This is a genomic window from Hymenobacter sp. CRA2 (genome assembly GCF_002007105.1).
Classification (GTDB): Bacteria; Bacteroidota; Bacteroidia; order Cytophagales; family Hymenobacteraceae; genus Solirubrum.
Window position 1 is genome coordinate 563,373 of the sequence record NZ_MVBC01000002.1, and the last position, 24,479, is coordinate 587,851.

At 64.1% G+C, this 24,479-nt stretch carries 17 protein-coding genes; 12 read left to right on the forward strand and 5 right to left on the reverse strand.

The window, feature by feature from the left end; translation table 11 throughout:
- Positions 1–83 precede the first annotated feature (83 nt).
- On the reverse strand, positions 84–1,424 hold the full coding sequence (ffh, locus tag B0919_RS06125) for a signal recognition particle protein (RefSeq protein WP_078011330.1): 1,341 nt from the start codon (positions 1,422–1,424) through the stop codon (positions 84–86).
- 168 nt (positions 1,425–1,592) lie between these two features.
- Between ffh and B0919_RS06130 the strand changes: the two genes are divergently transcribed.
- Positions 1,593–2,897 carry a glycosyltransferase family 4 protein gene (locus B0919_RS06130; protein ID WP_254846490.1) on the forward strand — a complete coding sequence of 435 codons (1,305 nt, stop codon included), beginning with the start codon at positions 1,593–1,595 and terminating at the stop codon, positions 2,895–2,897.
- Between the two features lie 85 nt (positions 2,898–2,982).
- Here B0919_RS06130 and B0919_RS06135 read toward each other — a convergent pair whose 3' ends face one another.
- Complete coding sequence (locus B0919_RS06135; protein WP_078011331.1) at positions 2,983–4,860, reverse strand: hypothetical protein; 1,878 nt, start codon at positions 4,858–4,860, stop codon at positions 2,983–2,985.
- Between the two features lie 196 nt (positions 4,861–5,056).
- Between B0919_RS06135 and pseB the strand changes: the two genes are divergently transcribed.
- Positions 5,057–6,076 (forward strand): UDP-N-acetylglucosamine 4,6-dehydratase (inverting), encoded by a 1,020-nt coding sequence (gene pseB / locus B0919_RS06140; protein ID WP_078011332.1) that lies wholly within the window; start codon positions 5,057–5,059, stop codon positions 6,074–6,076.
- A 69-nt stretch (positions 6,077–6,145) separates the two neighbouring features.
- Here the strand turns inward: pseB and B0919_RS06145 are convergent, their stop codons facing one another.
- Positions 6,146–8,152: a gliding motility-associated C-terminal domain-containing protein gene (locus B0919_RS06145; RefSeq protein WP_078011333.1), complete on the reverse strand. Its 2,007-nt coding sequence runs from the start codon at positions 8,150–8,152 to the stop codon at positions 6,146–6,148.
- Between the two features lie 69 nt (positions 8,153–8,221).
- Between B0919_RS06145 and pseC the strand changes: the two genes are divergently transcribed.
- The 10 genes from pseC to B0919_RS06195 all read left to right on the forward strand — a co-directional run bounded on the left by pseC (position 8,222) and on the right by B0919_RS06195 (position 21,834).
- Positions 8,222–9,391 (forward strand): UDP-4-amino-4,6-dideoxy-N-acetyl-beta-L-altrosamine transaminase, encoded by a 1,170-nt coding sequence (gene pseC, locus B0919_RS06150; RefSeq protein ID WP_078011334.1) that lies wholly within the window; start codon positions 8,222–8,224, stop codon positions 9,389–9,391.
- Between the two features lie 28 nt (positions 9,392–9,419).
- Positions 9,420–10,142: a cytidylyltransferase domain-containing protein gene (locus B0919_RS06155; protein WP_176132876.1), complete on the forward strand. Its 723-nt coding sequence runs from the start codon at positions 9,420–9,422 to the stop codon at positions 10,140–10,142.
- A gap of 12 nt (positions 10,143–10,154) precedes the next feature.
- Complete coding sequence (locus tag B0919_RS06160) at positions 10,155–10,901, forward strand: TylF/MycF/NovP-related O-methyltransferase (RefSeq protein ID WP_078011335.1); 747 nt, start codon at positions 10,155–10,157, stop codon at positions 10,899–10,901.
- Positions 10,902–12,467 carry a GNAT family N-acetyltransferase gene (locus tag B0919_RS06165; protein ID WP_078011336.1) on the forward strand — a complete coding sequence of 522 codons (1,566 nt, stop codon included), beginning with the start codon at positions 10,902–10,904 and terminating at the stop codon, positions 12,465–12,467.
- A 50-nt stretch (positions 12,468–12,517) separates the two neighbouring features.
- A complete protein-coding gene (locus B0919_RS06170) occupies positions 12,518–13,228 on the forward strand; it encodes an HAD family hydrolase (RefSeq protein WP_176132878.1) in 711 nt (236 codons plus the stop codon).
- Between the two features lie 37 nt (positions 13,229–13,265).
- A complete protein-coding gene (pseI, locus tag B0919_RS06175; RefSeq protein ID WP_078011338.1) occupies positions 13,266–14,324 on the forward strand; it encodes a pseudaminic acid synthase in 1,059 nt (352 codons plus the stop codon).
- Positions 14,321–15,625, forward strand: a complete 1,305-nt coding sequence (locus B0919_RS06180) for a hypothetical protein (RefSeq protein WP_254846491.1) — start codon at positions 14,321–14,323, stop codon at positions 15,623–15,625. The genes pseI and B0919_RS06180 overlap by 4 nt, the downstream gene beginning before the upstream one ends.
- A 244-nt stretch (positions 15,626–15,869) precedes the next feature.
- Positions 15,870–18,782, forward strand: a complete 2,913-nt coding sequence (locus tag B0919_RS06185) for a LamG-like jellyroll fold domain-containing protein (RefSeq protein WP_176132879.1) — start codon at positions 15,870–15,872, stop codon at positions 18,780–18,782.
- Positions 18,783–18,914: 132 nt separating this feature from the next.
- Entirely contained in the window at positions 18,915–20,285 is a 1,371-nt protein-coding gene (locus B0919_RS06190) for a DUF7033 domain-containing protein (RefSeq protein WP_139361942.1), read from the forward strand.
- A 76-nt stretch (positions 20,286–20,361) separates the two neighbouring features.
- Positions 20,362–21,834, forward strand: coding sequence for a lipopolysaccharide biosynthesis protein (locus tag B0919_RS06195; protein ID WP_176132881.1), 1,473 nt, complete (start codon positions 20,362–20,364; stop codon positions 21,832–21,834).
- On the opposite strand, the gene B0919_RS06200 is transcribed toward B0919_RS06195, so the two are convergent.
- Positions 21,831–22,715, reverse strand: a complete 885-nt coding sequence (locus tag B0919_RS06200) for a CPBP family intramembrane glutamic endopeptidase (protein ID WP_078011342.1) — start codon at positions 22,713–22,715, stop codon at positions 21,831–21,833. The two genes, B0919_RS06195 and B0919_RS06200, sit on opposite strands and share 4 nt — an antisense overlap.
- Positions 22,716–22,809: 94 nt before the next feature.
- On the reverse strand, positions 22,810–24,291 hold the full coding sequence (locus tag B0919_RS06205) for an amino acid permease (RefSeq protein WP_078011343.1): 1,482 nt from the start codon (positions 24,289–24,291) through the stop codon (positions 22,810–22,812).
- Positions 24,292–24,479: the final 188 nt, after the last annotated feature.

Consider the following 24,479-nt stretch of genomic DNA (forward strand, 5'->3'; position numbering starts at 1 on the left):
CCAAGTAGGTAGCGGGGCTTTTTGTGGTCAGACCAATCGTCCACGTAATCCGTGAAATCCGACAGATCCGTCTAAATCCGTGATTATTTGCGCATGCCCATCATGCGGGCCATCTGAGCCATGCCTCCTTTGGTCTGGCTCATCTTGTTCATGGTGCGCATCATCTTGCGCATCTCGTCAAACTGCTTCATCAGGTTGTTCACCTGCTGAATGCCCTGGCCCGAGCCGGCGGCAATGCGCTTGCGGCGCGAACCGTTGAGCAGGTCGGGGTTCTGGCGCTCCTGCGGGGTCATGCTCTTAATGATGGCCTCAATCGGCTTGAAGGCGTCGTCGTCGATTTCCACGTCCTTCATGGCCTTGCCCATGCCCGGAATCATGCCGACGAGGTCCTTCAGGTTGCCCATCTTCTTGATCTGCTCCAGCTGGGAGAGGAAGTCGTCGAAGTTGAACTGGTTCTTCCGGATTTTGGCGTTGATGCGCTTGGCCTCATCCTCGTCGAACTGCTGCTGCGCACGCTCTACCAGCGAAATTACGTCGCCCATGCCCAGGATGCGCTGGGCCATGCGGTCGGGGTAGAACAGGTCCAGCGCCTCCATCTTCTCACCCGTCGAGATGAACTTGATGGGCTTTTCGACCACGGCCCGGATCGACAGAGCGGCACCGCCGCGGGAGTCGCCGTCGAGTTTGGTGAGCACCACGCCGTCGAAGTTGATGCGCTCATTGAAGGCCTTGGCGGTGTTCACCGCGTCCTGGCCGGTCATGGAGTCCACCACGAACAGGGTTTCCGACGGGTTGATGGCCCGCTTCACCTGCTCGATTTCGGCCATCATCTGCTCGTCCACGGCCAGGCGGCCGGCGGTGTCGATGATGACCACCTTCTTGTTGTTCTGCTTGGCGTGCTGAATGGCGTTCTGCGCAATCTGCACGGGGTTTTTGTTCTCCACTTCGGAGTACACCTCCACGCCGATCTGCTCGCCGAGCACCTTCAGCTGGTCGATAGCGGCCGGGCGGTACACGTCGGCGGCCACCAGCAGCACGGTGCGGTTCTGCTTCTTGATGAAGGAAGCCAGCTTGCCGGCGAAGGTAGTTTTGCCCGAGCCCTGCAGGCCCGAGAGCAGCACCACGGCCGGGTCGCCCTTGATCTGGATGTCCTTTTTCTCGCCGCCCATCAGGTCGGTCAGCTCGTCGTAGACGATTTTGACCATCAGCTGACCCGGCGACACGGCCGTGAGGACTTCGCGGCCCATGGCCTCGTCCTTGATCTTGTCGGTGACTTCCTTGGCCACCTTGTAGTTCACGTCGGCATCCACCAGCGCGCGGCGGATTTCCTTTACCGTGGAGGCGACGTTGATTTCGGTGATGCTGCCCTGGCCTTTGAGGGTCTTAAAGGCGCGGTCGAGCTTGGTAGATAAATTATCAAACATGGGTTGGGCGTAGCAAAAGATGCTTCAGCAAAGGGCCAGGTACCGGCGGATGCGGCCGCGCAGCGTGCGCGGGCCCAGCAGCACCAAGCACAAAAATAGCCACAAAACCATGAATGCCGGTTTCGCGGCTTACTTTCGCCCTTCCGTAACACCAAAAACCGCCTCGTTGTGCCCGCGCCGCTTCGTTTGCTGGTCATCACGTACTACTGGCCCCCCTCGGGCGGAGCCGGCGTGCAGCGCTGCCTGAAGTGGGTGAAGCACCTGCCCGCGCTGGGCGTAGCGCCCACCGTCATTACCGTCGACCCGGCGCAGGCCGCGTACCCGGTGCTGGATTATTCGCTGGAAGCCGACGTGCCGCCCGGCGTGCGGGTGCTGCGCACGGGCACGCTGGAGCCCTTCGGGGCGTACCAGAAGCTCACCAGCCGGCCCATTCCGCACGGCGGCTTTGCCAACGAAGGCCGGCCCTCCATGGCGCAACGGGTGGCGCGCTTCGTGCGCGGCAACGTGTTTTTGCCCGACCCGCGCCGGGGCTGGAACCGCTTCGTGCTCCGGCAGGTAGCCGAGCTGGTGACCCAAGGCGAGCAGTTCGATGCGGTGCTGACCTCCTCGCCGCCCCACTCTACCCAGCTCATCGGCCTGGCGCTGAAACGCCGCTACGGCTGGCGGTGGCTGGCCGACCTGCGCGACCCGTGGACGGACATCTACTACTCGCAGACCTTGATGCGCACGGCCGTAGCCCGCTGGCTCGATCAGCGCTACGAGCGGCAGGTGCTTGAGGCCGCCGATGTGGTCATCACCACCAGCCCCGACACCGGCCGGCTGCTGCTGGGCAAGGCATCGGGCCTGCACTCAGATAAGTTCGTGGTGCTGCCCAACGGCTACGACGAAGCCGATTTTCAGCAGCCTTCTACCCCGCCCATGGACGCGCTGCTGCTGACTTACGTGGGTACCATTACCGGGCAATACCACGTCGGGCCGTTCCTGGAGGAAGTAGCGGCCTGCGCCGCCCGGCACCCCGCGGTACCGCTGCGGCTGCGCTTCGTGGGCCGCGTGGCGAAGGAAGTGGAGCGGCAGCTGGCTGACGCGGGGCTGCTGGAACGCACCGAGCTGCTGGAGTTTGTGCCCCACGACGAGGCCGTGGGCTACATGCTGCGCGCGTCGGTCTTGCTGCTGGCTATTCCCGACGTGGCCCACAACCGCGGAATTTTGCCGGGCAAGGTGTTCGAGTATCTGGCGGCCAACAAGCCGGTCATCTGCATCGGTCCGGCTGGCGCCGACGCGGCCCACATCCTGGAGGAAACCCACGCCGGCGAAAATTTCACCTACGAGGACCGGGAGGCCATGCGCGTTTACCTGGACCAACTAGTGGCCAGCTGGCAGCAGAATCCGAACCTGGATTTGCCCGCCTTTAGCAAGGCCCGCTACTCCCGCCGCGGCCTCACGCAGCGGCTGGTGGAGCTGATCCGGAAGTGATGATGTAGCGCGGACTTTCAGTTCGCGTATCGTTGCTGACGACCGGACAACCATTGTTCAGCGATACGCGAACTAAAAGTTCGCGCTACAATTTCAGCCGGTCCCACACCTTGCGTACCGGCCGGGGCATAGCGTCCAGCAAAGCGGCACGTAGCTGCCCAACGGTGGAGCGGCTGAGCTGCCCGCCCTGCCACTGGGCCAGCTCGGCCGCGAGCTTTTCGGCCAGGGCCTTGTAGAGCGGGCGCTGGTAGTGGCGCAGGTTGTTGGTCACGTCGGCGCGGTGGCGCACGATGTCGCGCACGTCGACCACGAACACGCCCGGCGTGGCGGCGGCAAAGTCCAGCAGGGCGGCGTTCATCTGCCGGTGACGCTCTACGGCGCCTTTTTCGGCCGAGCCGGGCACCTCTACTTCGGCGCCGGTGAGGACAATCAGCGGCACGGCGGCGGGCAGCTGCTCGCGCAGCCAGGTCAGGTTTTGGCGGAACCGCTCGGGCGTAAGCGGTCCGACGTAGGTAAATTCCTGCCGAAAGCGCTGCAGAAATGCTTCGTCCATGCCGCGAAACTTGCGCTGGGCGTAGCGTTGGGCCTGCGCGGCGGGGTCAACTTGCGTGAGGTCCTGGTAGCCGCCGAAGGGAATCAGCACGCCGGTGGCGTTTTCGCGGTACAGGTCCTGCGTATAGTCCATCAGCGGGCTGTAGACTACGGCGTCGAAATCAGCCTGCCAGAGCCGGGGGCGAAAAGCTTCTTCGTCCAGGAAAGGCAGCGCGGCGGCCAGGCGGCGCTGCTCCTGCGGGGGCAGCATGCGGCTTAGGCGCAGCAGCTCGGTGTGCTCGGTGTGGACGGGCACCTGGTTGTCATTGACGTAGTTAAAGTCTTCGACTACCTCCACGGCGTAGGTTTGCAGGTAGGGCGTGAGCTGGCCCAGGTCGCAGCCGCCCTTGAGCAGGATGCGCAGGCGGTTCTTGGGGGCTGATGCAGGTAACGCGGCCGCGCCGGCAGCCTGGGCTTCGGCGGTGGTTTCCAGCGTAATCCAGTCCGGGCGCTCCGTGGAATTGAGCTGGGTAGCGACGTCGCCCTGCACCGCCAGCTGCGGAAAACCGAGGTGGGCGTAGGTCCACTGCTCCACGCCCAGGTGCAGGATGCGGCAGCTGAAGGTGAACTGCTCCAGCTCGTTCGTTTGGGTATTCAGGCAGTACACGCCCACGAGGCCGTAGTCGCCGAACCGGTCGCGTACGCGCACGGTGCCCCAACGCAGATGTGGCTCCGGCAGGCTGGCTTCCAGCGCGGGCACGGCCACCCGTTTCTTGGTGTAGTTGAGCTGATTGGAGCGGTTGATCAGCTCGTCGATGCGCGCCAGGTCGGGGCGCACGGCCTCGGCGCCTTCGCGCAGCTCCACGCGCACCTGGGCGTCGCGCAGGAAAGCGAGGTTGTCGCCCTGATACTCGGCGCGGGCCTGTTGCTGGCGCTCCAGCAGGCGGTACTGCTCCAGACGCGCGTACGAGGGGTCGGGCTTGCCCAATTGCAGCAGCTGCGGCGCGAGGCGGGGCAAATCGGCCGGATCGGCCACCTGCAGCCGGGGGTTGTAGTGCAGCGCCTCGGCCCGGTTCATGGAGTTGTCGTCGAGAAACAGCGCGTTGGGTGCGCGCAGCTGCATGTCGTCGAGCAACTGCTTGATGATGGGACCTTTCGGCTGCCAGCTGACCCGCAAAAACACGAACAGGTCGCGCACGCCCAGCTCGGCCAGCTTGGCCTCGGCCGGCGCCAGGTCGTTTTTGCTGACGACGGTGTGGATGATGCCCCGGGCCGCGGTGGCGCGTACCAGCTCCACGTTCTCAGCAATGGCTTCGATTTCGCCTTCCGAAAGCGTGCCGCGCCAGAAGGTGTCGTCCAGGTCCCAGATGATGAGCTTGACGGGGTTGTCGGTCGACAGTTGAAAATTGCCAGTTGTCAGATCGGGCACCATTGCACGCGTGGAGTTGTCAGTTACTGGTGGGCAGTTGTCGGGAGGCCGTTGCCGGGGCGGCCAGCGGCTTGCCGGCAGCGGCCAGGGCAAGCGCCTCCGACAACTCTCAACCGACAACTACTAACTGTGGTGCAAAGATTGCCTACTTTTGCGCCCTTGCCGCGGCCCAGCCGGGCGGCGGACCTTTTTTCTACGCATGGCCCTCGACCTCAACCATAAATCCATTCTGGTAACCGGCGGTACCGGTTCTTTCGGCAAGCAGTTCGTGCAGACCGTGCTCGACAACTACCCGCAGGTGAAGCGCCTGGTGGTGTTTTCGCGCGACGAGCTGAAGCAGTACGAAATGGCTCAGCACTTCCCTACTTCGAAGTACCCGGCCATGCGCTACTTCATCGGCGACGTGCGCGACGCCGAGCGCATGAAGCGTGCCTGCGAAGGCATCGACGTGATTGTGCACGCCGCGGCCCTCAAGCAGGTGCCCGCCGCCGAGTACAACCCGATGGAGTGCATCAAGACCAACATCTTCGGGGCCGAAAACGTGATTAACGCCGCTTTGGACTGCGGCGTGAAGGACGTGGTGGCCCTGAGCACCGACAAAGCTGCCGCGCCCATCAACCTGTACGGGGCCACCAAGCTGTGCTCCGACAAGCTTTTCGTGGCCGCCAACAACATGAAAGGCAGCCGGGATCTGCGCTTTTCCGTGGTGCGCTACGGCAACGTAATCGGCTCGCGCGGCTCGGTGGTGCCCTTCTTCCTGCAGGAGCGCAACAAAGGCGTGCTGCCCATCACCCACCCCGACATGACGCGCTTCAACATTTCGTTGGAAGAAGGCGTCGATTTGGTGCTCTACGCGCTGGAGCACTCCTGGGGCGGCGAGATTTTCGTGCCGAAGATTCCCTCCTACAAAATCACGGAGCTGGCCACGGCCATCGGGCCGGAGTGCCGGCAGGACGTGGTGGGCATCCGCCCCGGCGAAAAGCTGCACGAGGAGATGATTACCGAAACCGACGCGCTAAGCACCGTGGAGCTGGACCGGTACTACGTCATTCTGCCCTCCACGCCGCCGTGGGACGTAGAGAAGTTCATCGCGACGTTTAACGGCCGCCGCGTGCCGCTGGGCTTCCACTACGATTCGGCCAACAACACGGAGTGGCTGAGCGCGGAGCAGCTGCGCGAGGAAATTCGCTTGCACGTCGACGCGGAGTTTCAGGCGTAGGCATCCTGCTGTTACCCAAAAAGCCCGACCGTTCGCCCCGGCCGGGCTTTTTTATTGCCTTCACCCAAGTTAGCGCATTACTTCTACCGTGCCTTTGATTTGCTGGCCGGTGCTGAGGTTGCGCAACACGTAGTAGTACACGCCGGCGGGCTGCTGCGCCGCGGCCCAATCGTTGGCGTAGCTGTCGGCTTGGTACACGCTACGCCCCCAGCGGTTGAAGATCTGGCAGCACCAATCCGTTGCACGCAGGCCCTTCAGCACGAAAAAGTCGTTTTGCCCGTCCCCGTTGGCGGTAATGATATTGGGAAGGTTCGGGCAGTCGGCTATGCTGACGGCCACTTCATCCGACGTTTCGCAGCCCGTTGGCCCGGTTACGGTGAGCCGGTACATACCCGCTTCCGCCACGGTTAGCTGCGCGCCCGTGCTGCCATTCTGCCACCGGTAGGTGCTGCCGCTGGGCTGGGTTCCCGCTTTGAGCGTCACGGCCTGATCGGCGCACACGTTCAGGTCCGGCCCCAGGTCGACGACCGGCCCAGGGATAATGCGAACCGTTTGGGTAGTGGTGAACTGGCGGCCGTCGACGGCCGTGACGCGCAGCGTGACGGTGTAGACGCCGCCCTGTGCGTAGCGGTGCACGGGCGCCTGCCCGGCCGAGGTATTCAGCGGGCCGGAAGCAGGGTCGCCAAAATCCCAGGCATAGGCGGCGGCCGTCACAAACGGGCTGAGCGAAGAGAGAAAAGCCACCGGCTCGCCGGGGCAGGCCGTGCCCACGCTGATGCTGCCGGCACTGCTCACCACCACCGGCGGCAGGTTCAGGTCGTTGGGCGAGAGCGGCAGCGTGCCGAAGCTGCTCTGGCGGGGCCGCAGGCTAAGCGCGCTGGCCTGGAGTTGGCAAGCGTTGCCGAGCACGTTGGGCGCCGCAATGCAGCTGACTTGCTCATCGCCGTAGACTAAGTAGATCTTGCCATCGGGCCCGAGCTTCATGTCTTGCAATCGTTGGCCCAGGTTGGGGCGCGGGGTCACGTGCCGGATCTGGGTGCGACTCGCATCGATGGCCCCTGGCGAGCCGGCCAGCAAATCGTACTGCAAGGGGTACAAGCCGGCCGAATCGGCGTAGAGGCGGGCTCCGTCGGGCGAGAATTCCAAGCCCTGTAGGTTGGCCAGCACGCCCCCGCCCCCGTTTTGATTGCTGTACCAGCCGTAGCCTTTAAAGCGGGTGGGCAGTTCCTGCACGTTGCGGACCTGCCCGGTGGCCGGATCGAAGGCCGATAGCTCCAACCGGCCGTACGTGCGTCCCCCGTTTTGCTCCCGCGAATTGACCAGGTAGGCCAAGCGACGCCCATCCGGTGACGCTTTCAGAATCCCGTTGGAGCTCAGCCACCGAGGCGCGACACTGACCACCGGCGCCGCCGATAAGCCCGCCGACGAGAGCAGCCAGCTCACGTATTGCCCCTCCGTAGCCACGCCCACCAGCCACAGGTCGCGCCCGTTGGCGTGGCGCACGGCGGCCCAGTTGCCCGTCAGGCCGTAAATGGGGGCCTGAATGTGCAGTACCCAGCCAGGCAGCTGCACACTATCGCGCCGCACAATGCCGCCCAGGCCGTTGCGGGCGTTGGTATCCACCACCACGTACGGCAGGTACAGGCGCGAGGCACCGCCCACGGGATATTCGTTGGTGTAAAACTCGCGCTGGCTCACGAACACGTAGAAGCGCGAGCTGCTGCCCGGCTGCGGCAACACCATGACTTGCCGTCTGTTGGTGCTATAGTTGAGCAGCACCTGCGACACGTTGCGCCCCGGCATCAGGCGCCAGTTTCGGTCCCAGAGCGCGTAGCCATCGGAGGCAAACAGAAAACGGCCGGCGTCGTCGGACAACGATGCGGCCCCCTGTGGGAACTTCACTTTGCCGTTGAGCAAGGCCGAAGGCTGCGGGCTGGGCGCCACGAAAGAAATACCGGCGCTGTCGCCGAAGTACCAGTTGAAATACTCGCGCTGGGCCCGGGCGGGGGCCGACAGCGCCAGGAAGCACAGCAGGGTAATGGCGGCTCGCCAGTGCATCAGTAAAGAATACGTCATAGGCTCGTAGCTATCGAAAGCGCGGCGGCTTTCGATAGCTACGAGCCCGGCCGCCTATCTTTGGGTTGCATGAGCTTCCAACTTACCCGTTCCATTCCCTACGGCCGCCAGCACATCACCGAAGCTGACGTGCAAGCCGTCATCGATACGCTGCACTCCGATTTTCTGACCCAAGGGCCGAAAGTCGCTGAGTTTGAGCAGGCCTTTGCCCGCTACATCGGCGTGGAATATGCCGTGGCGGTGAGCAACGGCACGGCCGCGCTGCACCTGTGCGCGCTGGCACTGGGCGTGCAGCCGGGCCAGCGCGTCATCACCACGCCCATCACCTTTGCGGCCTCAGCCAACTGCGTGCGCTACTGCGGCGGCGAGGTGTACTTCGCCGACATCGACCCCGAAACGGCCCTTATCGACCTGAAAGCCGTGCGCCGCCTGCTGGAGCAGCACCCCAAGGGCTATTTCCACGGCCTGGTGCCGGTGGATTTTGCCGGCCTGCCCGTGGATCTGGAAGAAGCGCGCCGGCTGGCCGACGAGTTTGGACTCTGGATTATCGAGGACGCCTGCCACGCGCCGGGCGGCTTCTTCACCGACAGCCAGGGCCAAGCGCAGCGCTGCGGCAACGGGCAATTGGCCGAGCTGGCCATCTTCTCCTTCCACCCCGTCAAGCACATTGCCACCGGCGAAGGCGGCATGATTACCACCAACCGCCGCGACCTGTACGAGCAGTTGCTACTGCTGCGCACCCACGGCATCACCCGCGACGCGCAGCGCCTCACCCGCCCCGATGAAGGTGGCTGGTACTACGAAATGCAGGAGCTGGGCTACAACTACCGCATGCCCGACATGCTCTGCGCCCTGGGCCTGACGCAGCTACAGCGCGCCGACGAAGGCCTGCAGCGCCGCCGCGAGCTGGCTGCGCAGTACGACGCGGCCTTTGTCCAGGTGCCGGGCGTGACGCCACTGGCCGGCGCCGCGGGCCACGCTTATCACCTCTACGTCATCCAGGTACAGGACCGGCGCGGGCTCTACGACTACTTGCGCAGCAAGCAGATTTACGCCCAGGTGCACTACATCCCGGTGCATACCATGCCCTACTACCAGCAGCTCGGCTGGCAGGCCGGCGACTTTCCGCACGCCGAGGCCTACTACGCCCACTGCCTGAGCCTGCCCATGTTCCCCAGCCTCTCGGACGACGAGCAGCAGTACGTCATCGACTGCGTGCTGGAGTTTGTGCAGGGCTGATTTTTCATTGCTTCTTGACTACTGCCTGATGCGCGTAGGAATTATTTCACAGGTCCGGATGGGCAGCACCCGCCTGCCCGGCAAAGTACTGCTGCCCGCCGCCGGCCGGCCGCTGCTCGATTACCACGTGGTACGCCTGCAGCAAAGCGGCTTTCCCGTCATCCTGGCCACCAGCGTACTGCCCGCCGACGATGCGCTGGCCCAGTACGCCGAGCAGCACCAGCTACCCTACCACCGCGGCAGCGAAACCGACGTGCTGGCGCGCTACTACGAAACGGCCAAGGCCCAGCAGCTCGACGTCATTGCCCGCGTCACCAGCGACTGTCCGCTTATCGACGGGGAGCTGCTCGGGGCCGCTCTGCGCCGCTACGTGGCCGACGCCAGTCCGCAGGTGTTTCGCTCCAACGCCGTGGTGCGCACTTACCCGCGCGGCTTCGACTTCGAAATCTTCTCCTTTGCCCAGCTCGAAGCCGCGCAACAGCAGGCCAATACGGAGTTTGAGCGGGAGCACGTGACGCCCTACCTCAAGACCCGGGCGCCGGGCATAGCATTTCGCGACGAGGTGAACCCGGCGGGCGACTTCAGCCAGCTGCGCCTGACCCTGGACACGCCCGAGGACTACGAGCTGCTGCGCCGGCTCATCGAAGAGCACCACGCCGAGACCTTGCCTGGTCCGGCTATCGTGGAGCTGCTGCTTGCTCACCCCGAGCTGGTAGCCATCAACGCCCACGTCGAGCAAAAAACCACCTGATTCCGCTGCCTCATGGCTGATTCCATCCGGACTTTTTCCAACGCGGCGGCCCCGCAGCAGGACCGCCTGCAGCAGCTCACCGGGCACCTGCGCCACTCCCCGCTGCCCGACGCCGAGCTGCTGCACAACCTCGGCCTGTACCTGACGCGCCAGACCCTGTCGCGCCTGCTGTTCCTGGACGAGCTGTACCGCCAAATCGTGCCCGTGCACGGCGTTATAATGGAATTCGGGGTGCGCTGGGGCCAGAACATGGCGCTGTTTCACGCCTTGCGCGGCATCTACGAGCCCTACAATTACAACCGCCGCCTCATTGGCTTTGACACCTTTGAAGGGTTTCCGCACGTGGCCGAGCAGGACGGCGGCCGAGCCCAGGTAGGCGATTACAACGTGACGGAGGGTTACCAGCAGCAGCTGGAGCAGCTCCTGGCCCTGCACGAGGCCGAAAGCCCCATTGCCCACAAGCGCAAGTTTGAACTGGTGAAGGGCGACGCCACGGTGACGGTAAAAGAGTACCTGGCACAACACCCCGAAACCGTGGTGGCCTTTGCTTACTTCGACTTTGATCTGTACGCCCCCACCAAGGCCTGCCTGGAAGCTATTCTGCCGCGCATGCCCAAGGGTGCCATTCTGGCTTTCGACGAGGTGAATTGCCCCGAGTTTCCGGGCGAAACGCAGGCCCTGGACGAGGTGCTCGGCCTGCGCAACCACGCCCTGCGCCGCAGCCCGCTCAATCCGCTGATTTCCTACATCGTTCTGTAGATGGAAGCGACCTGGCCCACCGCCTACCGGGCGCTGCCGCAGCAGGAGTTTAGCGCCGACGGCTACACTCTGCTGCCCATTCGCTGGCAGGACCGGCAGTTGATCCGGCAGTGGCGCAACGAGCAGCTGGCTATTCTGCGGCAGAAGGCCCCCATCACGGCCGAGCAGCAGGATCAGTATTTCAGCCAGGTGGTGCGGCCGCTGTTCGGAGCTGAGCAGCCTGGACAATTGCTGTTTTCGCTGCTGCACGAGGATGAACTGATCGGCTACGGCGGGCTGGTACACCTCGACTGGGAGGCTGGCCGCGGCGAAATTTCCTTTCTGCTCAACACCACCCGCAACGCCGACGTGGCCCAGTTCAAGCTGGACTTTGCCGCTTATCTGCGCCTGCTGCAGCAAGTAGCTTTCGAAGCGCTGCCGTTCAACAAAATCAACACTGAGGCCTACGACGTGCGGCCCTACCTGTTTGAGGTGCTGCTGGCAGCAGGCTTCGTGGAAGAAGCGCGCCTGCACCAGCACGTACGCGTGGACGGAACGCTCGTCGACACGGTGTTTCACGCCTGCTTTCGGCCCCAAGCGCCGTTGAATGCTTCGCCCGCAGCCGTGCTGGTCACCAGCATTTCGCGCAAGGTGCCACTGTTGCGCGCCGTGCGGGCCGCGGCCCAGCGCTGGCACTTTGCTACCCGCCTGCTCGGCGCCGATGCCGATGCGCGCTGCCTCGGCCGGCACTTCGTGGACGAGTTCTGGCCCATGCCGCCATTACGGGACCTGTCGCTGGACGACTTACTGGCTCACTGTCGCAAGCACCACGTCAAGGCCATCATCCCGACGCGCGACGGGGAGCTGCTGTTCTGGGCCAAACACCGCACAGCCCTGGCCGAAGCCGGTGTGGCCGTGTTGGTAAGCGAGGCTACTGCCGTGGAGCTCTGCCTCGACAAGCTGCTTTTTGCCCGGCACCTCGCGGCCCACGGCTTTTCCGCTATTCCCACCGCCCTGCAGCGCACCGAACTCGCTGGCACGCAACAATATGTGGTGAAGGAACGATTCGGTGCGGGTTCTGTGAGTCTGGGCCTGAACCTGACGGCGGAAGCAGCCGACACACACGCCGCTACGCTCCACAGCCCGGTGTATCAGCCCTTCGTGGCTGGGCGGGAGTTGAGCGTGGATGTGTACGTGGACGCTCAGGGCCGGGCCCACGGCGGCGTGGCCCGCCACCGCAACGAGGTGCACCATGGCGAGTCACAGGTAACGACGACCGTCGAGCACCCTGCATTGGTAGCGCAATGCCAGCGCCTAGCCGAAAACCTGGGCATTTATGGCCCAGCGGTGTTTCAGGTTCTGGAAACTCCCGCTGGGGAGCTGCACTTCATTGAATGCAATGCCCGCTTCGGCGGCGCCTCTACCGCCAGCGTGGCCGCCGGCCTGCGCGTATTCGACTGGTTTCTGCGCGAAGCACTCAGCCCCGACAAGGTGCTGCTGCCTTTTCAGCCGCGGCCCGGGCAGTGGCGGCAGATCCGTTTCCCGGCCGACTTGGTAGCGCCCGCTGCCGAGGACCTCGATCAGTAGGTCTGCTTCGCTGCGGTTTTCCGATTCGCCTAACTCTTTACTCCTTCTCCTTGGCTGATTCCGCCCTGCCCGTCCTCGTTTTCGACCTCGACGATACGCTCTACGAGGAGCTGACCTATGTGCACAGCGGCTTTCGGGCCGTGGCGGAACTGCTGGCGGCGCGCTTCGGGGCCTCGGCCGAGGAGCTGACGGCGGAAATGATCCGCGAAGAGGCCGAGCACGGGCGCGGCGCGGTGTTCGACGCGGTGATGCGCCGCCGCGGCTGGTTTTCGCAGAACCTGCGCCAGCAGTGCCTCACCGCATACCGCGGCCACGCCCCGACGTTGCAGCTGCACCCCGATGCGGAGCGCTGCCTGCAGCGCTTCGCCGCGTACCCGCTCTACGTGCTGACCGACGGCAACAAGCTGGTGCAGGCCCGCAAAGCCGCGGCCATGGGCTTGTTCGAGCGGGTACGGCACGTGTACGTCACGCACCGCTACGGCCTGCACCGCGCTAAGCCCGACCCGGAACTGTTCCGCCGCATTGCCCGGCGCGAGGGCGTGCCCGCTGGGCAGGTGGTGTACGTGGGCGACAACGTGCGCAAGGACTTTGTGGGCATCCGGCCGCTGGGCTTCCGCACCATCCGGGTGCGCCGCGGCAACTACGCCCACTACGTGCCCGCTACGCCTGGCCACGAGGCCGACGTGCAAATCGACTCGCTGGACGAACTGACGCCGGAGCTACTACACCAGCTTACGGCCACGCCGGCCCAAGCGGAGTAGCGGAAGTTCGGCAAGGGGTTGCGTAGCTTTGCGGACTATGTCTGCTTCCGCTGCTCATTCGCTCACCATTGGCTCGGTGCCCGTGGGTGGAGCGCACCGCCCGTTTATCATCGCCGAAATGTCCGGCAACCACAACCAGTCGCTGGACCGCGCGCTGGCCATTGTGGATGCGGCCGCCGACGCCGGCGCCCACGCCATCAAGCTGCAAACCTACACGGCCGATACCATCACCATGGATACCGGCTTCGTGATTCAGGAGGAAGGCACCTCGCTGTGGGAGGGCAAGTCGCTCTACAAGCTCTACCAGGAGGCTTACACGCCATGGGAGTGGCACGCGGCCATTTTCGAGCGCGCCGCCGAGCGCGGCCTGCTGGCCTTCAGCTCGCCCTTCGATGAAACGGCTGTAGACTTCCTGGAGTCGCTGAACGTGCCGGCTTATAAGATTGCCTCCTTCGAAAACGCTCACCTGCCGCTGCTGCGCAAGGTGGCCGCCACGGGCAAGCCCGTCATCGTGAGCACCGGCGTGGCTACGCTGGCCGAAATCGACGAGGCCGTGCGCACCCTGCGTGCCGCGGGCTGCCGCGAGCTGGTGCTGCTCAAGTGCACCAGCACCTACCCTGCCTCGCCCGAAAACACCAACCTGCGCACGATTCCGGTGCTGGCCGAGACGTTCAACTGCCCCATTGGCCTCTCCGACCACACCATGGGCATCGGCGTGAGCGTGGCAGCGGTGGCTTTGGGCGCCTGCGTCATCGAGAAGCACTTCACGCTGAGCCGCGCCGACGGCGGCGTGGACTCGGCCTTTTCCATGGAGCCGCACGAGCTGAAGGCGCTGGTGGAAGAAACCGAGCGCGCCTGGCAGGCCATGGGCACCGTGCAGCTGTGCGTGCAGGCCGCCGAGGAGAAAAGCCGCATCTACAAGCGCTCCATCTACGTGTCGCAGCCGGTGAAAGCGGGCGAAGTACTGTCGACCGACAACCTGCGCATCATCCGCCCCGGCGACGGGCTGGCGCCGCGCTTCTGGGACGTGGTGCTGGGCCGCACCGCCACCCGCGACCTTAAGCCGGGTACCCCGCTCACCTGGGACCTGCTATGAGTCAGCCGCCGAACCGGGCGGCTACGTCATTGGTCGCCCGGTACCGCGACATTCTGCAGTTGCGCTTCACCCCCGCCTTTGCCGGGCTGCCTCGCCATGCCCTGAATGTGGTGTCGCCGGCCAGCGCGGTGCGCCGCTTGGTGAAGGTGCTGGGCTACACCGGGCTGCGCCTGGTGGGCAATATCTTTCGGCCGGTGCCGCAGCCCGAGCCGCTGGCGGGGCGGGTGTGGCTGTACGTGCTCAGCCAGAACAACTACGACGCGCTGCACTTCCTGCGGGCGCACCGCCCCGATGCCGCGATGGTAGCGGGCCAGAGCAAGCAGATCGGCCGCTACAACGGGCAGGTCGGCCGCCTCTCGCTGCGCGGCAAGCTGCTGTATTACTGGCAGTTTCCGGTGGTATTCTGGGGACTGTGGCGGCAGCATGGCAGCTTGGCGTGGCGGTTTTTCGACCTGATATACAACGCCATCGGCTACTACGAGGAGTACCGCCGGGCACTGCGCCGCTACCGGCCGCGGGCCGTGGTGTTTGCCAACGACCACAACGACGACGCCCGCGCCATGCTGCTCGCCTGCCAGGCAGAAGGCGTACCCACGGCCTACATCCAGCACGCCAGCGTCAGCACTATCTTTCCCCCACTGGGCTTTGACCTGAACCTGCTCGAAGGCCAGGATGCGCTGGATAAGTATCGGCAGTGCGGCCCCGTGGCCGGGCAGGTGCAGCTGGTGGGCATGCCCAAGGCCGACGCTTTCGTGGGGCAGCGCAATACCAACCCGGTGGTGCGGCGCGTGGCCATTGCCACCAATATTCTGGACCCCACCGAGGGCATTGCGGCGGCGGTGCAGCACCTGAGCGCGCAGTTTCCCGAGCTGCAGTTTACCCTGCGTCCTCACCCCAACGACCAGCGCGACTTTGCCCAGCTGCTACGGCCATACCCGCGGGTGCAGCTCTCCGATGCCCGCCGCGAAAACGTGTTTGCCTTCCTCGCTGCCCACGACGCGCTGGTGGCGGCCGATACCTCCACGCACCTGGAAGCCACGCTGTTGAACCTGGCCAGCATCTACTACCGCTTCGGCTCCACCGGCGGCTCGTTCGACTACTACGGTTACGCAGCCCACGGCCTGGTGGACTACGCCCCTGCGCTGCCGGATATAGACGCACTATTGACCCGCTATCAGCAAGGCAAACCAGCCGACCTCTATCTAAAAGCTGGCTACTATAACGCTACCCTCGGCACCCCGCACGAGGGGCACAGCCAGCAACTAGCATTGGCTGTGCTGGATCAATGGTTATCCAGCTGATTATCTGCTTCAGCCGGGCATGATCTTTCCGCACGGATGGTAGTGGCCAAACTCAATGTGTTTTCTGACAAATTCCAAGAAATAGTTATACCCAAAGCTCGACGGCGCTATCTTTATTCGCCTTTTGTTCATCCAACTGCTCCCTATGCATCTCGATTATTTTACTCGAATACTTTCCCGTGCTACCTGCATTGCCTTGAGCGCCGCGGCCAGCCTGTTGGGAGCTGCCGCTACTGCGCAGACTATGCCTGGCCCTGGCAACACGTTGCGCTTTACGGGCTTTTCGGGTTTCACAGCCGTCAACTGCGGTACGGCCACGCGCGGCATCACCAGCCAGGTAACCGTCGAAGCGTGGATTAAAACCAGCTCTTCCAGTCTGCAATTCGCGGCAACCAAGTACTCCAACAGTCTGGGGGAGGACAGCGGGTTTCAGCTGGGGACCAACAACGGCCACGCCGCCTTTTACGGGCGGGCCCGCACGGGCACGTACTACGTCGCCGGTGAATCCTCGACGGTAGTGGCCGATGGGCGCTGGCACCATATTGCGGGCGTGTGCAACGACAACGTCTGGCAGATTTACGTGGATGGCGTGCTGGAAAACAGTGCCACCTACCCGTACAGCGGCGGTAACTTAGCCAGCAGCCAGGTCTTGTCGATTGGCAACTACTGGTCGGCGGGCGACTACTACTTCAACGGCAACATCGACGAGGTACGGGTATGGAATACGGCCCTGACAGCGGCACAGATCCGGGCAAACATGTGCCGCAAAATCACTATTGTCACCACCGCGCCGACGAACCTGGTGGCCTACTACCGCCTTGATCAAAGCAGCGGCAACAGCGTCCCCGACCTTGGGAGCCAGCCCGTTACGGGCACGGTGAGCGGAACAACGTCGTGGACGACTTCCGGCGCGCCCATTGGCGACCTGAGCGTCGCCGCCTACCCTGGTAGCGGCACAGTTTCGCTCACCGCCGCCTCCGGCGATGTGGCTACCGTCAGCGGCCTGAGCGGGGCGCAGGGCGTGCAGCTGTACGCCATCAACAGTGCGCCGACCTCGGCGCCCAGCAGCGGGGCTGCCTCCACTTACTTCGGGGTATTTTCGCTGCCTACTACGGCCACATACACTTTCGCTCTGCAGCCGCAGAACAGCGTGTCGGTGACCAAGAACTTGTACAGCCGCTCGGGCGGCGACGCGGCCAGCTGGTCGACGACCTCCCCGACCCGCAGCGCCACTACCCTCACGCTGACTGGTCAGAGCTACCGCGCCGAATACATTATTGCCGACCCCAATGCCTGGACGGGCGCCGTGAGCACGGTGTACACCAACCCGGCCAACTGGAGCGCAGGCTTTGTGCCCACCTTTACTGATAACGTGGTAATTCCGGCCAACGCCGTGCGTATGCCGGTGCTCAGCGGCACGGCCAGCGCGGCTAGTTTTGGGGTAGAAACCGGCGCGTCGATGACCATTGATGCCGCCGGTACGCTCACCTTGTTCGGTGGCAGCTTAACCAACAATGGCGCGTTTGGGGGCCCGGGAAGCTTGGTGCTGAATCCCTCGGGCAGTGCAGTACAGCTCAGCGGCACTGCGGGCATCAGCGTGGGTAGCCTCAATGCCACCGGCAACGGCACCACCGATGTGCGCGTGCCGTTATCCATTTCTCGGGTGCTCACACTGAATCAGAACCTGGCGCTGAATGGCGCCGGCACGCTCACGCTGCTCTCCGATGCTCAGGGCACGGCCATGGTCGTGAACGTGGGCAACGGCCAGGTTATCGGCAACGCCACCGTGCAGCGCTACCTCGACGGCTCGCTGAACGCCGGCCTGGGTTACCGTCACTTGTCGGCTCCGGTGGCCAACACCACCATGGCCGACCTGGTCACAGCCGCATTCAGCCCGGTTGTCAACCCGGCCTACAACACCGTAGGCAACAGCGTAACGCCCTTCCCGACGGTGTTTGGCTACGACCAAAGCCGCGTAACGAGCGGTTCGGGTGTGTCGGACTTTGACATGGGCTGGGTATCCCCCGCCAGCCTGACCGAAGCGCTGGTACCCGGCCGCGGCTATACCGTGAACACGACCGGCAACCAGACACTGGATTTTGTGGGCACGCTCGGCAACGGCAACGTAAGCCTCAGCGGCCTGACCCGCGGCACGGGGCCACAAGCCGGCTGGCACCTGCTAGGTAACCCCTACCCCGCGCCCATGCTCTGGAGCCGGGCTTATCAGAACGCTACGGGCCTCGACAACGCGGTGTACGTTTATAAATCCAACGGGCAGTACACGGGTAGCTTCGTCAACGGCGTGGGCGCCAACGGCGGCTCCGACGTCATCCCGATGGGCCAAGCCTTCTTTGTGCGCACCAGCGCGCCGGGCATCAGTGGCAGCCTGAACCTGACCAACGCCGCCCGCGTGACCAGCTACCAAAACCCACTGGTGCAACGTCCCGCAGCCGAAACGCGCCCGCTGCTGCGCCTGCAGCTGCGCGGCAGTGCTACCGCCACCGATGAAGTGGTCCTCTACATGCAGGCCGGCGCCACCACCGGCTTCGATGGCGGCTTTGATGCCTTTAAAGTCAGCCAGGGCGAAACCCTGGCCCTGGGCGTACCGCAGGGCGCCGAGCAACTGAGCATCAGCGGCTTGCCCCTGACCGATGCCAGCACCCTGACAGTGCCTCTGACGGGCCGCGTGCCCCAGCCCAACACTACCTACACCCTGACGGCCGCCGAGCTACTGAACCTGCCCGCTGGCCGCTCGGCCTACCTGCACGACGGCCTCACCGGCAGCGTAACCGATCTGGGCCAGCAGCCGAGCTACCGCTTTACCTCCGCCACTACGGACCTGGCGGGTCGCTTCACGGTATCGTTCAGCGCCAGCCGCGTGCTGGCCGCCTCGCAGGCGCAGCAGGCCCAAATTGGCCTCTACCCCAACCCGGCCCGGCGCGAGCTGTTCCTGCAGCTGCCCGTTACGGCTTCTCCTGGCGTGGTGGGCGTAACGCTCGTCAACGCACTCGGCCAGAGAATCTTCGGGCAAACGTTGGCGGCGGCCCGCGCTACCGGTACCCAGCGCGTGGAATTGCCCAGCCTGCCGGCCGGTGTATACACCGTGCGCGTAGCCCTGACCTCGGGCGTCGTCACCAGGCAGCTGGTCATCGAATAAGCTGCTCTGACTACCAAGCCGGGCGGCGGGAGCGGGAATCATACTCCGCTCCCGCCGCCCGTTTCTGTTGGGGCCCGCCACGCACCTTTGCCCAGCATGCTTCCAGCGCGCTGCCAGCTGTATTTTCGCGCCATGAACCTCCCACCTGCCACCGCTGCACCAGTCACTACTGAAGCCCGCCTGGCCTACGTGCTGCGGCATTTCTGGCTGGCTTACCAGCCGGCTCCGCCCGTGCGCATCGGTTACGCGGCAGACCGGCCGCAGGTGGAAGTGCTGGAAGGCGCCGTTGACTTTTTCAGCGGCCACGAGCCTTACCCGGCGGCGCCCAATTTTCGGGCGTGGCAAGAGCAGCAGGTGCCGTTTTTTTTCGATGCGCACCCCGAACGGCCGCTGCTGGAGTTGCTTCCCGGCCGGGCCGTGGTCAGCGCCGACGTCGTGTCGGCGGCGTTTTACCTGCTCAGCGGCTGGCAGGAGTACTTCTGCGCGGAGCGCGACCAGCACGGGCGTTTTCCCTACGCGGCCAGCGTGCAGCAGCGCTACGGGTTTGTGGCGCTGCCGGTGGTGAACTATTACTTCGACGTGCTGCGTCGGGCGGTGGAGCACGTCAGCGGGCAGGCACTGCAGCCGCGGCGCTGGGCGGCCGACGCGCCGTTTGCCACCTTCGTCACCCACGACATCGACAACCTGTATAGCGCCTGGAAGGAGCCGGCCAAAGCAGCGCTGAAGCGGGGGAACCTGCTCGGGTTTGGCCGGCATCTTTGGCAGCACCTCGCGCAGCCCGATGCCTGGGACAATCTGGAACAGGTGCAGCAGAACGTAGCAGCTTACGGCGCCTCGAGTACATTCTTCTTTATCCCGAATTACGGACGGTCCACCGAGCATGGGCCTTACAACGCGGACTACCGCTTGCACAAGCTGATTCCGCGCGTTCAGACGCTAGCTGCCAAATCTGAAATAGGCCTGCACGGGAGCATCGGTTCCGCTCGTACCCCCCAGCAGCTCGGGGCCGAAGCCGAAGCCATTGGCGAAGCGCTGACGGACAAAGGCCAGCGGTTGGGCCTGCGCTTTCACTACTTGCAATGGGAGCCGCGCGTGACGCCCGAGCACCTGACTGGCCTCGGCGCGCTCTACGATTCCACCTTGGGCTTCGCCGAGCATTTCGGCTTTCGCCACTCTTACTGCTTGCCCTTCCGCTTGTTTGACTTCAAGCACGGCCAGGCGTTCGACTTTCTCGAAATCCCGCTGAACCTGATGGACGCCACCCTGCACCACCCGCGCTACCTGCGGCTGGCACCCGCGGAAATCATGCCCGCTATCCAGCCCATGCTACAGGAAATCGAGCGGTTCGGCGGCGTGTTTACTTTACTCTGGCACAACGAAAACTTCGACCCGGCCAACTCGGCGAACGGCCCGCGGGAGTTCCACCGCATCATGGAGTACCTTCGCGGCCGCGGCACGGCGTTTCTGACGGGCCGGGCAATATGTGCAGCGGTGCAAGAGTAAGCTGAGGCGTTTGCCATTCGGCGCCACCACGCTGCTAGCCCAATACCATAATTTCACGACCTCACTATTTCACCACTTGGGCATCGTCCAGCGGCAGGGGCTGCGCAACACGGTTATTTCCTACTTCGGCCTGGGCTTGGGCTTCGTCAACACCGCCCTGCTCATGCCGCGGTTTCTGGCTGCCGACCAGGTGGGCCTTACGCGGGTGCTGCTGAGTCTAGCCACCATTTACGCCCAGCTGTCGGCTTTCGGCTTTGCCAGCGTGGGTATTCGCTTCTTCCCCTACTTCCGCAACCGCGACGCCGGTCACCACGGCTTTCTGCCCTTGCTGCTGGGCCTGCCGCTGCTGGGTTTTGCCGTCGTTACGGGTGCGTACTGGCTGGGCCAGCCGTTGATTCTGCAGGCCTATGCCACCGATGCAGCCCTGCTCGGCCCCTACTACAGTTGGTGCGCGGTGCTGGCCCTCTTCACGCTGCTTTACTCCCTGCAGGACGCCTACCTGAAAGGGCTGTACCACACGGCGTTTTCCTCGTTTCTGCAGGAAGTGCTGCTGCGCGTGCTCATTGCGGGCGTCACGCTGGCGTTTGGGCTGGGCTACCTCTCGTTTCACCAGTTTGTGCTCTGGTATATCGTCGTCAACAGCAGCATCACCCTGCTGCTGACGGGCTACCTGGCCTACATCGGGGAACTGCACCTGCGGCCTAAGCGGGCGGCGCTGGCGGTGCGCCCGGTACGCGAGCTGCTGAACTTCGGGGCCTTCGCCCTGCTCTCCAACATTTCCGGCACCGTTATCAGCTCCATCGACGCCCTGATGGTGGGCTCGAAGGTGAACCTGAAAGCGGCCGGCGTGTACACCACGGCGTTTTTCATCAGCACGGCGCTGACCATTCCCTTCCGCTCCATCAATAAGATTGCCTTTCCGCTGCTGGCCGATTACTGGAAGGAAAATGATTTGCCGCGCATGGCCGAATTCTACCGCAGCACCACCCGGCTCAATACCGTGCTGGGCTGCTACCTGGCCCTGGGCATCGGCCTGAACCTGGATTTCATCTACTCCCTGATGCGGCCTGAGTACGCCGCCGGGGCCACCATCGTGTGGCTGCTGCTCGTCGGCCGCCTCATCGACGGCATCACCGGCGTCAATGGCCTGATCGTGGTGACTTCGCCGCGCTACCGCTTCGATTTGTTTTTCAACGCCGGGCTGGCCGTGGCCACGGTCTTGCTGAATCTGCTGCTCATTCCGCCGCTGGGCATGGTGGGCGCGGCCTGGGCGGCCCTGCTGGCCCTTACCAGCATCAATGTAGCCCGCACGTGGTTTGTGTGGCACGCCTACCGCCTGCAGCCCTTCGATTACCGCATTCCGCTTATCCTGGCCATATCGGCCGCCACGGCGCTGGCGGCGTGGCTGGTTCCGCCGGTGCACTCCCCGCTGGTGACCATGCTCGTGCGTTCGGTGCTGCTGACGGTGGTGTACGCGGGGCTGGTGCTGCTCACCAGCGCCGTACCCGAAGCCACAGGTTTGGTGCGCAAGCTCACCGGACGCCGCTAAAGCGCTGGTACGGTTGGCAGTTCGCTGGAGGCAGCCACCGGCCGCGTAAGCTGCTGGATGTAGCGCATGCTCAGGCCCACCACGAGCAGCGACACCGCCACGGTGGCAAACTCCCAAGGCTGCGCCGCGGAAATGTGCTCGTGCCACTTGTACTCTCCATGGGCCGCATACATGGCACCCCAGGCCGCCATATTATTGATGGCATGCACGGCGATACACGCCATCAAGGACTGGGTGCGTGTGTAGAGCCAGCCCAAAAACAAGCCAAGCAAAAAGGCACTGAGGGCCTGGGGCGGATTTAGGTGGATGATGCCGAACAGCAGGCTGGTTTGCAGAATAGCCCGGCCGGCGCCGTAGTTGCGCGTGAGGCCCGGCAGCAGCAGGCCGCGCATCAGCCATTCTTCCAGCACCGGCGCCCCCACGCACATCACCACCAAAGCCAAGGCGGGCTGCTGCATGAGCTTGACAAAGGTCTTGTCGGCGCTCCAGGTGGGCAGGTCCAGCCACGCCACGGGCAGGCGGGCAAACAACAGGGCCACCGCTACCACTGCCACTACCGCGAATAGCCGCGGCGAGTCGGCCGGGCCAGTCCAGCTGGTGGGCTCCAGGCGCTTGGGTCCGGCCCGCCGCCTCAGGAACAGAATCAGGGCTAGTTGTGCCACTTGCCCCAATACCACCATAAAACCAGTAGCGTAGCGCGCCGGCAACCACGCGTGCCCGGCAATGATGGGCAGAGCGAATAGAATAGAACTGAGCAGCAACCAGCCCAGCATGCCCCAGCTTTCTTTGTACGTAGGATAATACCGGGTAACTACTGTGGGGGCTACGGGCGCGGGCGCTTCGGCCAGCGGCGCTTCCGATTCAGGGTATAGCTGTTCCATATAGATGAGTTAATTGCTGGCTAAAGTAAGCAAACGGCAACGCCGCCGGCCTCACGGCTCGGCGGCGTTGCTGCTGGATACCAAGAATAGTTTACTAAGCCACCTGATTGCCGGCCGGCTCCACCGTGGGGTCTACCGTCAGCCCCTGGGCCAGCTTGCTGTGCTTCTTGCCGTAGCTGAAGTAGATAACCAGCCCGATGGCCAGCCACACCACCAGACGAATCCACGTGTCGCCGGGCAGGCTGAGCATCATCACCAGGCAGGTAATAATGCCCAGAATAGGCACCACCGGCACCCAGGGCGTGCGGAAGGCGCGGGGCGCGTCAGGCTCTTTTTTGCGCATGATGAGCACGCCCACGCACACCATCACGAAGGCCAGCAGGGTGCCGATGCTGCACATCTCGCCGACTACCTTGATGGGCACCAGCCCCGCAAACAGGCTGATGAAGGCGCCGAGCAGCAGGTTGGATTTGTGCGGCGTCTGGAAGCGCGGGTGCACCTGCGAGAAGACGCGCGGCAGCAGCCCGTCGCGGCTCATGGAGAAGAATACCCGGCTCTGGCCCAGCAAATCCACCAGGATTACCGACGTGTAGCCGATGAGAATGGCGCCGATGATGGCCGTGCTCAGCCAGCCGTAGGGCGTTTTTTCGATGGCAATGGCTACCGGCGCGGCGCTGTCTTTGAACTCCTTGTAGTTGGCCAGCCCCGTCATTACGTAGCCGAAGAGCACGAAGAGCACCGTGCACACCAGCAAGGAGCCGATGATGCCGATGGGCATGTTGCGCTGCGGATTCTTGGCCTCCTGCGCCATGGTGGCCACGATATCGAAGCCGATGAAGACGAAGAAAACCAGCCCGGCCCCGCGCAGAATGCCGCTCCAGCCGAATTCGCCGAAGGTCCCGGTGTTCTGCGGGATGTAGGGGTGGTAGTTGGCCGGGTCGATGTATTGCCAGCCCAGGGCAATGAACACCAGCACCACCAGTACCTTCAGGGCCACCACCACGGCATTGAACCACGCCGAGCCCTGCGTGCCCCGGATGATAATAGCCGTAATAGCCAGCACCACCAGAATGGCCGGCACATTCACCCAGCCGCTTACGGTGCTGCCGTCGGCCAGCGTAGCCGTTTCCCAGGGCGACATCACCAGTTGCGGCGGCAGGTGCAGGCCGTACTTGCTGAGAAACTTCACCAGGTACTGCGACCAGCTGATGGCCACCGTGGCCGCGCCCACCGAGTACTCCAGCACCAGGTCCCAGCCGATAATCCAGGCGAATAGCTCGCCCATGGTGGCATAGGAGTAGGTGTAGGCCGAGCCGGCCACCGGCACCATAGAGGCAAACTCGGCGTAGCACAGGGCCGAAAACGCGCAGCCGATGGCCGCTACAATAAAGGAGAGAGTCACGGCCGGGCCCGTGTGCTCGGCCGCGGCAATGCCCGTGAGCGAGAACAGGCCCGCCCCGATGATAACGCCCACCCCGATGGCAATGAGGTTGAAGGGCCCCAGGCTGCGCCTGAGCGTGTGCGAACCAGTCTCTGCGGCTTCCAGCCGCAGCAGTTCCAATGATTTTTTGAGCATGATACAGGATTAGCGCCGCTACGGACGCGCAGAAAACAGCCCCGGCCGCTAGCGGCCCATCAGCACGGCCCGCCCGGACGCTTATCCGCCGAACGGCCCTGGGGCAACGAGAAAAAGCTGGTCCACGGCGACTGACGCCGCCGGGCGCGCAGTTACACCCCGAAAGTGTGGCTACTGCCGACTAGCTC